General features: G+C 73.3%; 16 protein-coding genes. 9 read left to right on the top strand and 7 right to left on the bottom strand.

Annotated features, from left to right (window positions below; all coding sequences use genetic code 11):
* Positions 1 to 7 precede the first annotated feature (7 nt).
* The 3 genes from ACIQ9E_RS23370 to ACIQ9E_RS23360 all read right to left on the bottom strand — a co-directional run bounded on the left by ACIQ9E_RS23370 (position 8) and on the right by ACIQ9E_RS23360 (position 2,748).
* A complete protein-coding gene (locus ACIQ9E_RS23370; RefSeq protein ID WP_403709949.1) occupies positions 8 to 1,180 on the bottom strand; it encodes an isoaspartyl peptidase/L-asparaginase family protein in 1,173 nt (390 codons plus the stop codon).
* Positions 1,181 to 1,288: 108 nt separating this feature from the next.
* Positions 1,289 to 2,038, bottom strand: coding sequence for a nitroreductase family protein (locus tag ACIQ9E_RS23365; protein WP_403710244.1), 750 nt, complete (start codon positions 2,036 to 2,038; stop codon positions 1,289 to 1,291).
* 128 nt (positions 2,039 to 2,166) lie between these two features.
* Positions 2,167 to 2,748, bottom strand: a complete 582-nt coding sequence (locus tag ACIQ9E_RS23360; RefSeq protein WP_403709947.1) for a TetR/AcrR family transcriptional regulator — start codon at positions 2,746 to 2,748, stop codon at positions 2,167 to 2,169.
* A gap of 77 nt (positions 2,749 to 2,825) precedes the next feature.
* Between ACIQ9E_RS23360 and ACIQ9E_RS23355 the strand changes: the two genes are divergently transcribed.
* The 5 genes from ACIQ9E_RS23355 to ACIQ9E_RS23335 all read left to right on the top strand — a co-directional run bounded on the left by ACIQ9E_RS23355 (position 2,826) and on the right by ACIQ9E_RS23335 (position 7,480).
* Positions 2,826 to 3,308, top strand: coding sequence for a VOC family protein (locus tag ACIQ9E_RS23355; RefSeq protein ID WP_403709946.1), 483 nt, complete (start codon positions 2,826 to 2,828; stop codon positions 3,306 to 3,308).
* A gap of 550 nt (positions 3,309 to 3,858) precedes the next feature.
* Positions 3,859 to 4,236 carry a hypothetical protein gene (locus ACIQ9E_RS23350; RefSeq protein ID WP_403709944.1) on the top strand — a complete coding sequence of 126 codons (378 nt, stop codon included), beginning with the start codon at positions 3,859 to 3,861 and terminating at the stop codon, positions 4,234 to 4,236.
* 76 nt (positions 4,237 to 4,312) lie between these two features.
* Positions 4,313 to 4,438 carry a hypothetical protein gene (locus ACIQ9E_RS23345; protein ID WP_403709942.1) on the top strand — a complete coding sequence of 42 codons (126 nt, stop codon included), beginning with the start codon at positions 4,313 to 4,315 and terminating at the stop codon, positions 4,436 to 4,438.
* A complete protein-coding gene (locus ACIQ9E_RS23340) occupies positions 4,435 to 5,907 on the top strand; it encodes a SulP family inorganic anion transporter (RefSeq protein WP_403709941.1) in 1,473 nt (490 codons plus the stop codon). The genes ACIQ9E_RS23345 and ACIQ9E_RS23340 overlap by 4 nt, the downstream gene beginning before the upstream one ends.
* A 241-nt stretch (positions 5,908 to 6,148) precedes the next feature.
* Positions 6,149 to 7,480 carry an MFS transporter gene (locus ACIQ9E_RS23335; RefSeq protein WP_403709939.1) on the top strand — a complete coding sequence of 444 codons (1,332 nt, stop codon included), beginning with the start codon at positions 6,149 to 6,151 and terminating at the stop codon, positions 7,478 to 7,480.
* Positions 7,481 to 7,561: 81 nt separating this feature from the next.
* On the opposite strand, the gene ACIQ9E_RS23330 is transcribed toward ACIQ9E_RS23335, so the two are convergent.
* Positions 7,562 to 8,119 (bottom strand): hypothetical protein, encoded by a 558-nt coding sequence (locus ACIQ9E_RS23330; protein ID WP_403709937.1) that lies wholly within the window; start codon positions 8,117 to 8,119, stop codon positions 7,562 to 7,564.
* Between the two features lie 477 nt (positions 8,120 to 8,596).
* Here ACIQ9E_RS23330 and ACIQ9E_RS23325 point away from each other — a divergent pair, with 477 nt between their 5' ends.
* Positions 8,597 to 9,172 (top strand): tellurite resistance TerB family protein, encoded by a 576-nt coding sequence (locus tag ACIQ9E_RS23325; protein WP_403709935.1) that lies wholly within the window; start codon positions 8,597 to 8,599, stop codon positions 9,170 to 9,172.
* 52 nt (positions 9,173 to 9,224) lie between these two features.
* Here the strand turns inward: ACIQ9E_RS23325 and ACIQ9E_RS23320 are convergent, their stop codons facing one another.
* A complete protein-coding gene (locus tag ACIQ9E_RS23320; RefSeq protein ID WP_403709933.1) occupies positions 9,225 to 9,800 on the bottom strand; it encodes a hypothetical protein in 576 nt (191 codons plus the stop codon).
* A 420-nt stretch (positions 9,801 to 10,220) separates the two neighbouring features.
* Complete coding sequence (locus ACIQ9E_RS23315; protein ID WP_403709931.1) at positions 10,221 to 10,796, bottom strand: TetR/AcrR family transcriptional regulator; 576 nt, start codon at positions 10,794 to 10,796, stop codon at positions 10,221 to 10,223.
* 100 nt (positions 10,797 to 10,896) lie between these two features.
* Here ACIQ9E_RS23315 and ACIQ9E_RS23310 point away from each other — a divergent pair, with 100 nt between their 5' ends.
* Positions 10,897 to 11,943 carry a saccharopine dehydrogenase family protein gene (locus ACIQ9E_RS23310; protein ID WP_403709929.1) on the top strand — a complete coding sequence of 349 codons (1,047 nt, stop codon included), beginning with the start codon at positions 10,897 to 10,899 and terminating at the stop codon, positions 11,941 to 11,943.
* The gene (locus tag ACIQ9E_RS23305) at positions 11,940 to 12,899 is read left to right on the top strand and encodes a class I SAM-dependent methyltransferase (protein WP_403709927.1); all 960 of its coding nucleotides are present in this window, start codon (positions 11,940 to 11,942) and stop codon (positions 12,897 to 12,899) included. Before ACIQ9E_RS23310 ends, ACIQ9E_RS23305 begins: the two co-directional genes overlap by 4 nt.
* Here ACIQ9E_RS23305 and ACIQ9E_RS23300 read toward each other — a convergent pair.
* Entirely contained in the window at positions 12,832 to 13,575 is a 744-nt protein-coding gene (locus tag ACIQ9E_RS23300) for a YqjF family protein (RefSeq protein ID WP_403709925.1), read from the bottom strand. The two genes, ACIQ9E_RS23305 and ACIQ9E_RS23300, sit on opposite strands and share 68 nt — an antisense overlap.
* A gap of 63 nt (positions 13,576 to 13,638) precedes the next feature.
* On the opposite strand from ACIQ9E_RS23300, the gene ACIQ9E_RS23295 reads away from it, so the two are divergent.
* Positions 13,639 to 14,274 (top strand): hypothetical protein, encoded by a 636-nt coding sequence (locus ACIQ9E_RS23295; RefSeq protein WP_403709923.1) that lies wholly within the window; start codon positions 13,639 to 13,641, stop codon positions 14,272 to 14,274.
* The last annotated feature ends 18 nt before the right edge of the window (positions 14,275 to 14,292 follow it).

Raw genomic sequence — 14,292 nt, 5'->3', positions numbered from 1 at the left:
CACCGGCTCAGGTGTTGGCGGGCGACTCGTCCGGGAAGATCTTCGTCACCACGTCACCGTCCTCGGTGAGATAGCCGTGGAGCATTCCCGGGCTGCTGTGGGGCGCGTCGAACACCCCCTCCCGGGTCAGCGCGATCACCCCGCCCTGACCGCCGAGCCGGGGCAGGCGTTCGACGACCACGTCGTACGCCGCCGGAGCCACCCCCAGCCCCTTGAACTCCATCAGATCGGAGATCGTCGAGGTCGCCGCGCCGCGGATGAAGAACTCGCCCGCTCCGGTGGCGCTCACCGCGAGCGTGGAGTTCTTCGCGTACGTCCCCGCTCCGATCAGCGGTGAGTCCCCGATCCGGCCCGGCAGTTTATTGGTCATCCCGCCCGTCGACGTCGCGGCGGCGACATCGCCCCGGCCGTCGACGGCGACCGCGCCGACCGTGCCCTGCGACGAGAGGTCGGCGAGCGCCCCGGGTGAGCGGGCCGCCGTCTTCGAACCGCGCTCGGCCTCCTTGGCCCGTATCAGCGCGTCCCACCGGGTCTGGGTCCAGTAGTAGTCCTGGGTGACCGTGGCCAGTCCGCCGCGCGCCCCGAAATCGTCCGCTCCTTCGCCCGCGATGAGCACGTGCTTCGACTTCTCCATCACCAGCCGCGCCCCCTCCACGGGATTGCGCAGGCTGCGCACCCCCGCCACGGCACCCGCCGCGAGATCGGAGCCACGCATGACGGAGGCGTCCAGCTCGTGCTCGGCGTCCGCGTTGAAGACCGCCCCCTTGCCCGCGTTGAACAGTGGATCGTCCTCCAGTTTCTTCACCGCCTCCGCCACGGCGTCCACGCTCGACCCGCCCCGGTCCAGCGCCCGCTGCCCGGCCCGCAGGGCGGTCGCGAGCCCGTCGCGGTACGCCTTCTCCCGCTGCGGTGACGTGGTCTCCCGGTTCAGTGCGGCGCCCGCCCCGCCGTGCACGGCGAGCACCACGTCACGGGCGTCGGGCCGGGCCTTCCCGCCCGGCGGGGCCTCGGGCGGACCGGTGTCGGGACGGGTCTGTTCGGCCCGTACCGCCCGGACGGGACGGTCCGTACCGCCCGGTTCGGCCACCGGCCGCGACTGCGGTACGGCGGCGATCGCGACGACCGCCGCGACGCCGAGCAGGACGGGCGGCAACCAGGCGACAGGGGCTCGGCGGGACATGGGCGCTCCTCGGCACGGGGTGCGCACCCCGCCTCTCCGGTGTGCGCACCGGCTCAGTGGACTCGCCGGGACTCTACTGACGTGTCCATGTCCACTGCCAGATGGCCGTCAGATCTCGACCATCACCTGGTCCAGCGTCTTGCGGACCAGATCCGGGACCTGGCAGTCCGGAGCCGGATAGCCCACGGGCACCACCGCGAAGGCCTTCTCGTTGGCGGGCCGGTCCAGCACCTCGGAGAGGAAGCGCATCGGGCTCGGTGTGTGCACCAGCGCGGCCAGCCCGGAGAGATGAAGGGCCGTCAGCAGCATGCCGACCGCGATCCCGACGGACTCGTCGACGTAGTAGTGCTTGCGCTTGGTGCCGTCCTCGCCGAGCCAGTAGCGCTGCTGGAAGACGACGATCAGGGCGGGCGCGTCGGTGAGATGGGTCTTGACCTCGTCCGTGCCCAGGGGGCGCAGCGCGGCCAGCCACTCCTCGCCGAGCCGGCCGTCGTACGAGACCCGTTCCTCCTCCTCGGCCGCCTCCCGGATCCGCCGCCGGATCTCGGGATCCTGCACCAGGACGAAGGTCCACGGCTGCTGATGGGCGCCGGACGGCGCGGTCGCGGCGCAGGCGACGGCGGACCGGACGGCGTCCAGCGGTACGGGATCGGGGGCGAACTGCCGTACCGTCCGCCGCTCCTCCATCCGGGTCCGCAACTGCGCCGCCCGGGTCAGGGACTCGGCGGCCGGGATCCGCTCGGGCCGGTAGGGGACCGGCCGGTAGGGGTCGCCGTGGGTGGGTATCCAGCGCCGGGCGGGCTCACCGGGCGCGAGGGGAGCGGACGGCTCGGGGGGTGCGAGCGGCTCTGGGGACATGGAGGACGCGGCAGACGCAGACATGGCGCAGAGTCTGCCCGCTCTCCGCCCTCCCGGGGAGAGGGCGGACGCGGATATCCGCTCAGCGGACGCCCGATGGGCGCCCGGGGGCCATACGGCGGCCGGGGTCAGCGGCGGAGTCCGCCCAGCAGCCGGTCCAGCGCCGCCTCGGTCGCGGCGAGCGCGCCGGGGCCGTCCGAGCGTGCCAGCCAGACCGCCGCCTCGTTCATCGCGCCCGACAGCAGCCGGGCCAGCGGCTCCACGGGCTGCTCGGGTACGATCCCCGCCGCGATCACGGACTCCAGGGCCTCGCCGAGATGCCGGGCCGACGCATCGTCGTCCATATCCCGCCACTCGTCCCAGCCGAGCACGGTCGGAGCGTCCAGCAGCACGATCCGGCGCACCGCCGGATCCGCCCCGGCCGCGAGGAAGGCGCGGCAGCCCGCGCGCAGTTGCTCCCAGGGGTCGGTGTGCGCATCGGCGGCCGCCGCCACCGCCTCGCCCAACTCCTGCTGCACCTCGGCCACCACGGCCCGGAACAGCCCCGCCTTGCTGGCGAAGTGGTGGTACGCGGCCCCCTTGGTCACGCCTGCCGCCTCGGCCACCTCCGCGAGCACCACATCGTGGTACCCGGCGGCGGCGAACCGCCGACGCCCTTCGGCGAGCAGCGCCCGCCGGGTCGCCGCCCGCTGTTCCGCCCGGCTCGTCATCGCTCTCCCCGACCGCCCTTCCCATTTCGCATACCCAGGGTATGTTAACGTTCGATTCGCATACCCAGGGTATGCGAATGTCGGCTCCCCTCCAGGACCCCTCCCTCGAAAGGCCCACCGCCATGACCGGCAAGCTCAACGGCTTCTACCCGGTGCTCGGCACCCGCGACATCGCCGTGGCCCGCGACTTCTACACCGGCCGGCTCGGATTCGAGATCACCTTCGAAGCCGACTGGTACATCAGCCTCCGCCGCCCCGACGCGCCCCACTACGAACTCGCCCTGCTCGACCCGGCCCACCCCACCGTGCCCGCAGGCCACCGCACCCCGCTCGCCGGCGGCCTGCTGCTGAACTTCGAAGTCGAGGACGTCGACGCCGAACACCGGCGCCTCGTCGACGAGGGCGGACTGGCCGAACTGCTGACCCTGCGCACCGAGGAGTTCGGCCAGCGCCACTTCATCGTCGAAGGCCCCGACGGGGTGATGATCGACATCATCACGGTCGTTCCCCCGACGGGCGTCTACGCGGAGCAGTACGCGGAGGGGCACGTACCCCAATAGCACAACGAGCGCGCCTCACCGCGAAGGCCACGGCGTCACCCCCCCCTGCCGTGCCGTCACCCGTCCGGCCGTGCGGGGGCCGCGTGGTTGCCGCCGTACGGCGCGGACGGCCGCCGTCCCCCACGGCCGTCCCCTCACCCGCCGGACGGCGAGGCGCCCCGGAACCCCTGCGTACCGGCCCCCAAACCCGATGAGCCGTCGCCCCCGCAGCTCCGGACGCCGCCCCGCGAGGGGACCCCGCCGCCCGCCGCCCACCCGTCCGCCGCAGAGCCCCGCGGACCCGGGGGCACCGGCCGCCGCCCCGGCCGGACGCACCCGGACGAGCGTAGGCACCAGGACCCGGCAGACCCGTCCGGGGGAGCCCCGCGCCCCTTCGCGCGCCGCCGCGCTCCGGTCGGCCCCCGGTCCCGAGGGGTGCCGCGCGGCGGGCGGTGCCCCGACCGGAGCCGTTGCGCGTCCCATGAACGATCAGCAAGCGTTAACGTGTTCCTTGACCTTTCGTTGACCTAATTGGTCAACCTTTGACGTGTGCGTAGGGAAACCCCAACGAGTGCCGGAGGGAGACGCCGCCGTGCCGCACGGGACACCACGGACCCTGATACCGCTGCTCGCGGCCGTACTGCTCGCCCTGCCGGCCCTCGGCCTCCCGGCGGCCTCTGCGACCCCCCACCCGCCCGGCTCCGGAACCATCACCTCCGCCATGGAGCCCGGCACCGAACTCCACGGCCGGGCCGGTGAACCCACCCCCGGCCCGGGCGGACCCCAGGACCCCGGGAACCGGTCCCGCCCCGGCGAGACCGAGCCCCGAGCGGTCCGCGCCCCCGGCGCCGCACGGGCGACCGGAGCCCTCCCGCCTTCGGACCGGCCGGCCGGACACCGCGGGCGGCAGCCGAGAACCCCGGCCGGGCTCCAGGTCTTCCGCTGCTGAGAGCAGAGTTCCGCCACCACGCTCGGTTTCGTCAGCCCGACGCGCCCCCACAGCGCGCCAGGAGGATTCACCGCACATGCGCACCCTCACCGCCACGCCCCGCGCCCCCGGGCGCCCCGACCCCCACCCGCTGCCCCCCGAGGTGCACACCGGCACCGTCCGGGCACACCACACGGGCGCCCGCGCCCGCACGGCCCGGTGAACGCCGCCGTGGCCAGGACGTCCTTCCCCGACCTGCGGCGGGACTTCGCCGCCTCCCTCGTCGTCTTCCTCGTCGCCCTGCCCCTGTGCGTGGGCGTGGCCGTCGCCTCCGGCGTCCCCGCCGAACTCGGCCTGGTCACCGGCATCGTCGGCGGACTCGTCACCGGCATGATGCGCGGCAGCAGCCTCCAGGTCTCCGGACCGGCCGCCGGACTGACCGTCCTCGTCCTCGAAGCCGTCACCACCTTCGGACTCTCCGTCCTCGGCGCCATCGTCCTCGCCGCCGGAGCCCTCCAGATCCTCCTCGGCCTCCTGCGCCTCGGCCGCTGCTTCCGCGCCGTATCGGTCTCCGTCGTCGAAGGCATGCTCGCCGGCATCGGACTCGTCCTCATCGCCGGACAGCTCTACGCCATGGCGGGCCTCGACGCACCCACCGCCGGCCTCGACAAGATCGCCGGACTGCCGGGGGCCCTGCTCCGCGCCGCCGGAGACACCGAAGCACTGCTGTCGCTCGCCCTCGGCGCCGGAACCGTCGCCGTCCTCGTCCTCTGGCGCCGACTGCCCGGCCGGGTCCGCGCGGTCCCCGCCCCCCTGGCGGCCGTCGGCCTGGCGACCCTCACCGTCCTGCTCACGAACCTGCCCGTCGCCACCGTCGAGGTCCGCGGACTCCTGGACTCCGTCCGGCCCCCGTCCGCCGAGGCCTTCGGCGAACTCGCCTCCCTCGCCGCCATCGGCACCGTCCTCGCCTTCACCCTGATCGCCTCCGCCGAATCCCTCTTCTGCGCGGCGGCCGTCGACCGGCTCCACGACGGGCCGCGCACCGACTACGACAAGGAACTCGTCGCCCAGGGAACCGGCAACGCGGTCTGCGGCGCCCTCGGCGCCCTCCCCATGACGGCCGTCATCGTGCGCAGCGCCGCCAATGTCCAGGCCGGAGCCCGGACCAAGGCATCCCGGGTGCTGCACGGCCTCTGGCTGCTCCTTTTCGCCGCCCTCTTCCCGTCCGCCCTCGCCTGTATCCCCGTCCCCGCCCTGGCCGCCGTCCTGGTCCACGCCGGTGTGAAGCTCGTGCCCGCCGCGGAACTCGCCCACCTCTGGCGCCGCCAGCGCGGCGAGGCGCTCGTCCTCGGCGTCACCGCCCTTGCGATCGTCGCCATCGGCATGTTCGAAGGCGTCGTCGCGGGCCTCGCTCTCGCCGTGGCCAAAACCGCCTGGGAGGCCTCCCACCTGCGGCTCGACATCGTCGACCACGGCACAGGACCGATCCGGGTCCGCCTCATCGGCAACGCCACCTTCCTGCGCCTGCCGAACCTCCTCGACAGCCTCGAAGCCCTGCCGCCCGACCGTCCCGTCGCCCTCGACCTCACCGAGGTCCACCACCTCGACCACGCCTGCCGCACCGCCCTCGACACCTGGTCCGAACGGCACCGCGGCACCGTCACCGGCCATACGAAGGCCCTCTCGACCTGACCCGCCACCGGGTACGGCACGCGCCCCTCGCGCCGTACCGCCACCCGCCCACCCGGGATCCGCGCGGCGCTGCCCGCGCACTTCCGCGCGCCGCCCGCTCCCCGCGCGGTACGGCACGCCCCGCGCCGTACCCCCGCCGCCCCGCCACACCGCGTAACCGGCACCCGCCGCCCGGCGTTGGCCCAACATGCACACCCGTCGTCCTCCGTCGGCCGGGACCGCCCGCGACGGAGCCCCCTCCATGCTGCGGCTCGCCTTCGCGACCCTCGCCGGCACCGCCATCGAGTTCTACGACTTCTTCGTCTACGGAACAGCCGCCGCGCTCGTCCTCGGCCCGCTCTTCTTCCCCTCCTTCTCCCCGCTCGCCGGGAGCCTCGCCGCCTTCGCCACCTTCGGCGCCGGATTCATCGCCCGGCCCCTCGGCTCCCTGCTCTTCGGCCATATCGGCGACCGCATCGGACGCCGCCCCGTCCTGTTCATCTCCCTCCTCACCACCGGGGTCGCCACCGTCCTGGTCGGCTGCCTGCCGACGTACGACTCCATCGGCGCCGCCGCCCCCGTCCTCCTGGTCGTCCTCCGCTTCGTCCAGGGCATCGGACTCGGCGGCGAATGGGGCGGCGCCGTCCTGCTGACCGCCGAACACGCCCCCGCCGACCGGCGCGCCCTGTGGGGCGCCTTCCCCCAGATGGGGCCTCCGCTCGGCTTCCTGCTCGCCAACGGTCTGACCCTCACCCTCTCCACCACCCTCTCCGACGACCAGTTCCTCGCCTGGGGCTGGCGGGTGCCCTTCTGGGCGGCCGGAATCCTCGCCGCGGGCGGACTCCTGCTCCGCGCCTCCCTCGCCGAAACCCCCGACTTCCACGAGCTGAGCCGCACCGGAGGGCAGGCGGACGCCCCGGCGGTGGAGGTCGTACGCCGCCACTGGCGCACCCTGCTGCTGACCGCCGGCGCCCTGTCCTGCGGTTACGCCGTCTTCTACACCGTCACCACCTGGGGTCTCGCCTACGGAACGGAGGAGGCGGGCATCAGCCGTACGGTGATGCTGGCTCTGGTCATGGGGGCCGTCGCCGTCATGGGCACGGTCACGCCGTTCGTCGCGGTCCTCGCCGACCGGGTCGGCCGCCGCCCCATGTGCCTGCTGGGCAGCGTCCTCTCCGCGCTCTGGATGTTCCCCTTCGCGGCCCTGCTGGGCACCGGGAAAACCGCCCTGGTCTTCCTGGCTTTCGTCGTCGCCCTGCTGGCCTTCGTCTCGGTGTTCGCCGTGACGGCCGCCTACCTGCCCGAGCTGTACGAACCACGGGTGCGCTGCACCGGGGCGGCCGTCGGCTACAACCTGGCCGGAGTGCTGGGCGGGGCCCTCACTCCGCTCGTGACGACGGCCCTCTCCGAAGACGGGGGGCCGCCGTGGGGCGTCGCGGCCTGGCTCACCGGGATCGCGCTGCTCAGCCTCTGCTGCTTCGCGGCCCTTCCCGAAACCCGCCCGGCCGCACTCGCCGCAGCCGGTACCGTGCCCGCCGTGCCCGGCCAGCCGGGTGCCGGCGACCGCCCGGGAGACCGGCGCACCCCGGCCTGAGCAGCCTCAACGGCACGGGGAGCCGGCCCTGTCGGGAGCCGGCCGGCCGGAGCACGGCTCCCCGTTCCGGTGCCCGGGCACTCAGACCGGGTTCCACACGGAACGCTTCCAGCCGGCGTCCACATGGTGCCGGGGCACCTTCCCGCACGGTGCGGAGACCCGCACCAGCATGTCCCCCGTCGCCCGGTACCAGATGACGTCCACCTGCTCGTCCGATGCGGGATCCCGGAAGCGGAACCCCATATCGCCGAAGATGCCGCCCTTGGCCGTCCAGCTCCGCCGCTCCAGCCGCTCCCGGATCCGGTCCTGCGCCGCGCGGGCGGCGCCGGTGTCGAGTCCGGGCACGGACCATTCCAGCCGGAGCTGCCAGACGTCCGGCCGACCGCTGTCGTCGAGGTGGGCGATACCGCGCAGCCCCCGGTACGCGCATTCGTCCTTCTGCACCCGGTCCGCCCGCGGTGGCCCGGAGAGCCCCGAGTCCGCGTACAACATACGGGCCCGATCCTCCAGTTCCGCCGCGACCAGATCAGGATCCGAAGAGGGATACGGTTCCCCGTTCCACAGCCGCACGCCCAGAAACCCCGCTCCGACGACCACCAGGACGAACACCGCCCACAGGATCCGGGCCCGGGTCAGCACGCGCCGCCCCCGCCGGACAGGGCACCCGGCACCGCAGACCCGTACCACCGTCGCATCTCGTTCATGCGGCGCAGCGTAGAAGACCGGCCCCCGCGGCCGCCTGGGCATCCCTACTCAGCCGCGCCTGAGTACTCCGGGGCCGCAGCCCGCCCTCGGCGGTCTGACGCCTGAGGGACACGGCGGAAGCCGGGGGAAGAGCAGCCGCCGCGGAATGCCGGTCCCGCACTCGTCCGCCACCAGGTCCAGCGTCTCGAACGCGAGGTCCCGGTCGGCGCCGCCACGGCATCGCGGGTGAACCGCCCGGTGATTCCCCGCCGGGATCACCGTCCGGCCGCGCCGCTCCGGCCGCGCGATGACCTCCCGGGTAAGCAATCCCGGCCGGGTGGAACTCGGCGGCGGCCGCGGACGTTTCCCGGATGACGTGTCTCCGACGCGTCACCGACAGATGTACGACAGCCCAGACCGAGGTGGCATTCAGTGGCGATGTGGGACCGGATCAAGGACCAGGCCAAGGCCCTCCAGCAGCAGAACCAGGGATCGGGCGGCTCCGCGGCCCGGAGCCACCACGCCCCGGCCGGTGGAACCGGAAGCGTCGCGGGCGGCCCGGGCGGCTCCAAGGCCCAGCTGGTGGGTCTGCTGAAGACGCAGCTCACCTCCCTCAAGACCGAGCTGAAGAGCGGCGCCTACCGCGATGCCAGCATGGCCGTATGCGCCCTGGTCGCCGCTGCCGACGGCCATGTCGACCACGCCGAGCGGCAGCACGTCGAATCGCTGATCCTCTCCAACGACGTACTGCAGAACTTCCCGGCCGATCAGCTCCGCACCCGGTTCAACAAGCATGTCGACCAGCTGATCTCCAACCCGATCCGGGGCCGGGCCGAGGCCTTCCAGGAAGTCGCCAAGGCGGCGAAGAAGCCGGCCGAGGCCAAGGCCGTCATCCAGACCGGCATCGTGGTGGCGGGCGCCGACGGCTATATCTCGCCCGCAGAGGAGCAGATCCTGCGGGAGGCCTGCACCACCCTCGGTCTCTCCTCCGCGGAGTTCGGCATCTGACACCCCGCCGAGGCGCCGCGGTCCGGCCGCGGCGCACGGCGGGGCGCCCGCCTCACCAGGTGTGGGCCACGTCCACGACGACCCGGTCACCGTACTGGAGCACCCGGAACGGCAGCTTCGCGCGCACGCCCACCGCCACCTGGGTCCGCCCTTCGTAACTGGCACCGTACTTGGTGTCCTGGAAGGTGCTGTATCCGGCGATGTCCACGCCCGGCAGCGGCTGCCCCGGGCGGCCCGGATAGACCACCGTGCCGGTGGAGGGCTGGTAGCTGGGGGCGTTGACGTGGATCTGCAGGACGGCACCGCCGGTGACGGGTATCCGCCGCCCGGTGCCGTCCTGGTGGAAGGCGCTGACATAGCCGACCTGGTAGCCGGTCTCCGCGGTGGCGCCCGTGATGTCGAAGACGATGCGGTCGTAGCACTCGTGCCGGCCGGTGCGGATGTTCTTCAGCGGTTCGCCGACGGACTCGGCCGAAACCTCGGTGCCGCTTCCCCACGGCGTGGAGCAGACGGCCGTTGCGACGGGATGGTCCACCTGGCCGCACGAGGCCCAGGCGGCCCCGGCCGAGCCCACAAGAGTGACGCCGGCCAGCGCCAGGGCGGCGGCGGCCTTTCCCACAGTTCTCATGACATGCCTCCAGTGAGGTGTTTCCGACGGTCGTAGGGACACATCGGCGGACACACGGTCCGGGACGGACCGCGGAAGCGGGACGGTGCGGTACGGAACCGGGGGACGGCCCAGGTCCCTTCTCCATCAGGACATCATCGGGACGAACGCCACCCGGTCGGCGGATTCCCCGCGGCGAGCAAACCCCACCGCGACGCGTGCCACCGGACCGGCGCGGTCCGCCGACGCCGCCTCGCGCGGCAACACCCCCCACTCCCCTCCCGGTCCAGCGACATCATGCGCCCCTCCCGCATTTCTCCGGATCCGTCCCTTTCCCCGCAGGGACGACGGCAGGGGCCCGCCCGGTTCTCGACCGGTGGAATCGGTCTCCGGAACGGCCACGCGGCCTTCACCGCCCGGTGCCGGCACAAGCACGGCCTCTCAGGGCAGCAGCTGCCGTACGAGAGCGTCCCCCGCCCACCGCTCCCAGCGGTCCGGGCTCCAGCCGCGCCGGACGACCAGCAGCTCGTACGTCTCAGGACCCAGCACGGTCATGGCCACATCAGCGGCCGAACCGGCATCGTGCCCGTCCCGCAGCGCCCCGCCCGTCTTGACCGTCAGCGCCTCGGCAAACCGGAGCTGGACCGTATGCCGTTGCTCCGTATTGGTACGCCACAGCCCGGCCAGCTCCGGATCGGAGGCGGCTGCCGAGCGGACGACCTCCAGCACCGGAGCCGCACGGTCCAGTATCCGCCGCGCACCTGCCGCCTGAAGGGCGAGCTGGACCGCGGGGTCCGGCTCGGCGAGTACCTCGTTCGCCCAGGACCGGTCGAGCGTGGCCACCGGATCCGTGTCCCCGGCGATCGCGATGTCCAGGACTTCCTTCAGCAGCGCCCGCTTGGTGCCGAAGGTGAAGTACACCGTCTGCACCCCGACTTCCGCGGTCCGCGCGATGTCCTCGACCGTCGTACGGGACCAGCCGCGCTCCGGGAAGAGACGGAGGGCGGCTTCCAGCATGCGCCGCCTTGTTCGGAGGGCCTTCTCGGCGCGGCTGACGGGCACGGTCCCGACCTCCCAAGATTGACTGTAGTGACACTACAGTGTATTTCACTGGAGTATGACTACAGCGAAATCGCGGGGCGGTGACCCGCCCGGGCGGGTACTCGTCGTCGGCGGCTACGGCGCCGTCGGGAGCGCCGTGACCGCGGCGCTGGACGCCTGGTTCCCCGACCGCGCGATCCCCGCGAGCCGTAACGCCGCGAAAGCCCACCGGCTCGACGGCGTCCGCACGGACATCGCCGACCCCGACGGCTTCGCCCGGACCCTCGACCGGCTGCCCGATGTGACCGTCGTCGTGTTCTGCGCCGAACCACCCGACACCACCGCCGCCGGACTCTGCCTGGAGCGCGGTATCCACATCGTCGACGTCGGCGCCACCGCACACCTCCTCGACGCCCTCACCGGCCTCGGCCCCCTCGCACGGCGGACCGGCGCCGCCGCCGTCCTCAGCACCGGCGTCGCACCCGGCCTCACCAACCTGCTGGCCCGCCGCGCCCATGAAGCCGTCGGCGGCGCCGAACGGATCGATCTCACCCTGCTCCTCGGCACCGGCGACCACCACGGCGCCGACGCGGTCCGCTGGACCCTCACCTCGCTCACCACCCCCGTGCCCGCCGCACCCCTGCGGATCGGCCTGCCCGGCTACGGGACCAGAACCGCCCACCCCTTCCCCTTCTCCGACCAGTACACCCTGCCCCGCACCCTCGGCGTCCCCCGCGTCACCACCCGCCTCTGCCTGGACTCCCGAGCCCTGACCGCCGCCCTGTTCGCCCTGCGCGACGGCCCGGCCCGGCTCGCGGAACGCCCCGCCGTACGGCGGCTGCTGACCGGCCTCCTGAACCGCGTCCACCTCGGCGGCGAAGGATTCGTGGTCCGCGCCGACGCCCACGGCCACGGCCGGCACACCGCGTACGCCCTCACCGGAGCCCGGCAGAGCCGTATCACCGGACTGGTCGCCGCCCACGCCGCCCGCGCGGTGCTCACCGGCGCCGTCACCCCCGGCGTCCACCACATCGAAGAGGTACCCGGACTGGCCCGGCTGCCGGAGAGCATCACCGGACACGGAATCGGACTGCTCCACCACACGGGAGGAACCACCCGATGAGGAACAACGACTGGCACGGCGGCAACTACACGGCCGCGGGTGACGCCTGGGCCCATGCCGCCGACGACGTCACCGCCGCCGCGCTGGCCGCACTGACCCCGCCCGCTCTGCCCGCAGTGGACAGGGAGACCAGGGCGGACGCCGACCGGACCACCGTCACCGCACGGCGTACCACCCGGGTACTCGACGTGGGCACCGGTTCCGGCCCCGCCGCCCTCGCGGCCGCCCGCGCCGGAGCCCGCGTCGTCGGCCTCGACCGGGAACCCGGCCTGCTGCGTACCGCCGCATCGCGGGCCCGCGGACTCGCCCCTGCCGGCGGCACGGTCCGGTTCGTCGCCGGAGACGCCCTGGCGCTCCCCTTCCCCGCCGGCACCTTCGACCTCGCCCTGTCCACCTTCGGCGTCATGTTCGCACCCGAACCGGCCAGGGTCTGCGCCGAACTGGTCCGCGTCACCCGCCCGGGAGGACTGATCGCGGTCGCGTCCTGGACCCCCTCCGGCATCATGGGCCGCATCGCCCCGACCGTATGCCGCCACCTCGGCCCCGAACCGGACGGAACCCCCGCACCCACCGACTGGGGCGACCCGGCCAGGGTGAACTCCTGGTTCGCCGGACTTCCGGTCACCCTCGACACCCGGGTGGAACGAGTCCGCGTACGGTACCCCTCCCTGTCCCACGCCGTCGCCGCGTTCGAGAACAAACCCGGACCCCTGCGCCGGCACCGCGCGGCCCTGGAAGCCGCCCGCCGCTGGCAGCACGCCCGCGCCGACCTCGCCGCCCTGTTCGCCCTCCACAACCGGGCCGATGACGACGCCCTCGCCTTCGACGCCCCCTACCTCCTGCTCCTGGCCCGCGTCGGCGCACCTTCGAGGACCCCGGCCGCCCCGCTCACCGGCCGGCCGGAGCCTGCGGGCCTCCCAGCCGTACGGGCACCCCGGGGGAGTACAGCACACTGACCGGAGCCTCCCGTGGGGCCGGGAGACCCGCCGCGGCCACCAGGCTCTCCTCGCAGTCGACCAGCTCGGCACGGAACAACGGCCAGCGGGGATGGTCGTTGGGCAGATACGACGCCGCCCGGAAGAACGTGTTGTGCATGCCCCACCGCGCGGTGAGGAAATGCTCCAGTTCCGTGGGCTCCGCCACCGGCTCGCCCCGGCGCACGACGATCCGGCTGTCCGCACCCCGCGGCCCCGGCCAGCGCCGGGAACTGGAGTACGTGACGGTATCGCCCGAGGCCCGTACCCCCATCCGGGACCAGAGGTAGGGCAGCCGGAACCCGGCCCGCCCGATCAGCACCGGGAGCAGCCGGGACGCGTCCATGGAGCGGAAGACCACACCACGCCGGCCGTGCCCGTCGACCGAGTACAGCCGGACGTTGGTCTCCGGGAACGACCCGAAATACGGCAGCCCCGGCAGCCGCAGCCAGCCCACCCGATGCATCCGGAACGCCACCAGCCCCACATAGGTGACCCCGTCGAACACATCCGGAGAAGTACCGCGCGGCAGAAGCGGAGCCACCGCCTCGGGCGGCACCGCCCAGTGGACGAAGCACAGGTCCAGCCAGTGCTGCGTCAGCAGCGGCGAGGCTATCGTGTGCGGGGCATCGGGAGTCACGGGCGCAGGTTCGTACACCGCGTCAGAATGCCAGACACCGCCCCCGCAGAGGAGGCCTCCCGGGATGTCTAGCATGGGCGGATGACCTTGAAAACCCTTCAGGTGGACGCCGTCTGGGTACGCCGCCTCGCCGCCCTCACGGAACACCCCTGGGACAGGCCGGGACTCGAAGAAACCATGCTGCGGTACGGCTGGGCCCGCCCCGGCCAGGACGGCCGTCCGGCCGTCGGGTGGGGCGGCGGCGCGGCCGAACCCCACCGTGCCGACGACTCCGCGGCGGAGGAGGACGGCGGGATCGGATGGCGTCTGGAGTTGGGGGATGCGCCGGGGGAGGGGGCCGTTGAGACGTTCGTCCGTCTGCCGTGCGCCCTGTACTGGCCGGCGTTCGGCGACGAACCGGACGAGGCCGAGGGCGGGGCCGACGACGACGAGGACGACGACGAGGACGACCTCGACGACGACTACGGGCCGGCGTGGATACGGCAGCCGGGCGCGACCCGCGCCGACCTTCACGCCGAGTACGAGCGCCTGGGCAGGCTGATCCGTACCGAACTCGGTGCACCGGACGAATCCGGATCCGGGGAACTGGACGAACGCCGGGAGGAGTGGAACCGGAGAGCGGGCCGGATCGTCCTGGAACTCACCGACGACATCAACTCCTACTCCCACTACGACGTGGTCGCCCTTCGGATCGAACTCTTCCCCGGGCAGGGCTGACCCGGGGCGCTCCGAACC

The sequence above is a fragment of the Streptomyces sp. NPDC094448 genome, from assembly GCF_044763775.1.
In the GTDB taxonomy this organism is placed as follows: Bacteria; Actinomycetota; Actinomycetes; order Streptomycetales; family Streptomycetaceae; genus Streptomyces.
The sequence above is the reverse complement of the archived record's forward strand: the minus strand, read 5'-3'. Positions and strand labels throughout refer to the sequence as shown.

What these genes read in the sequence shown, in the direction of transcription:
- ACIQ9E_RS23370 (WP_403709949.1), bottom strand. Translation starts at nt 1,180, where the DNA reads ATGTCCCGCCGAGCCCCTGTCGCCTGGTTGCCGCCCGTCCTGCTCGGC.
- ACIQ9E_RS23365 (WP_403710244.1), bottom strand. Translation starts at nt 2,038, where the DNA reads ATGTCCCCAGAGCCGCTCGCACCCCCCGAGCCGTCCGCTCCCCTCGCG.
- ACIQ9E_RS23360 (WP_403709947.1), bottom strand. Translation starts at nt 2,748, where the DNA reads ATGACGAGCCGGGCGGAACAGCGGGCGGCGACCCGGCGGGCGCTGCTC.
- ACIQ9E_RS23355 (WP_403709946.1), top strand. Translation starts at nt 2,826, where the DNA reads ATGTCGGCTCCCCTCCAGGACCCCTCCCTCGAAAGGCCCACCGCCATG.
- ACIQ9E_RS23345 (WP_403709942.1), top strand. Translation starts at nt 4,313, where the DNA reads ATGCGCACCCTCACCGCCACGCCCCGCGCCCCCGGGCGCCCCGACCCC.
- ACIQ9E_RS23335 (WP_403709939.1), top strand. Translation starts at nt 6,149, where the DNA reads ATGCTGCGGCTCGCCTTCGCGACCCTCGCCGGCACCGCCATCGAGTTC.
- ACIQ9E_RS23320 (WP_403709933.1), bottom strand. Translation starts at nt 9,800, where the DNA reads ATGAGAACTGTGGGAAAGGCCGCCGCCGCCCTGGCGCTGGCCGGCGTC.
- ACIQ9E_RS23315 (WP_403709931.1), bottom strand. Translation starts at nt 10,796, where the DNA reads ATGCTGGAAGCCGCCCTCCGTCTCTTCCCGGAGCGCGGCTGGTCCCGT.
- ACIQ9E_RS23310 (WP_403709929.1), top strand. Translation starts at nt 10,897, where the DNA reads ATGACTACAGCGAAATCGCGGGGCGGTGACCCGCCCGGGCGGGTACTC.
- ACIQ9E_RS23305 (WP_403709927.1), top strand. Translation starts at nt 11,940, where the DNA reads ATGAGGAACAACGACTGGCACGGCGGCAACTACACGGCCGCGGGTGAC.
- ACIQ9E_RS23295 (WP_403709923.1), top strand. Translation starts at nt 13,639, where the DNA reads ATGACCTTGAAAACCCTTCAGGTGGACGCCGTCTGGGTACGCCGCCTC.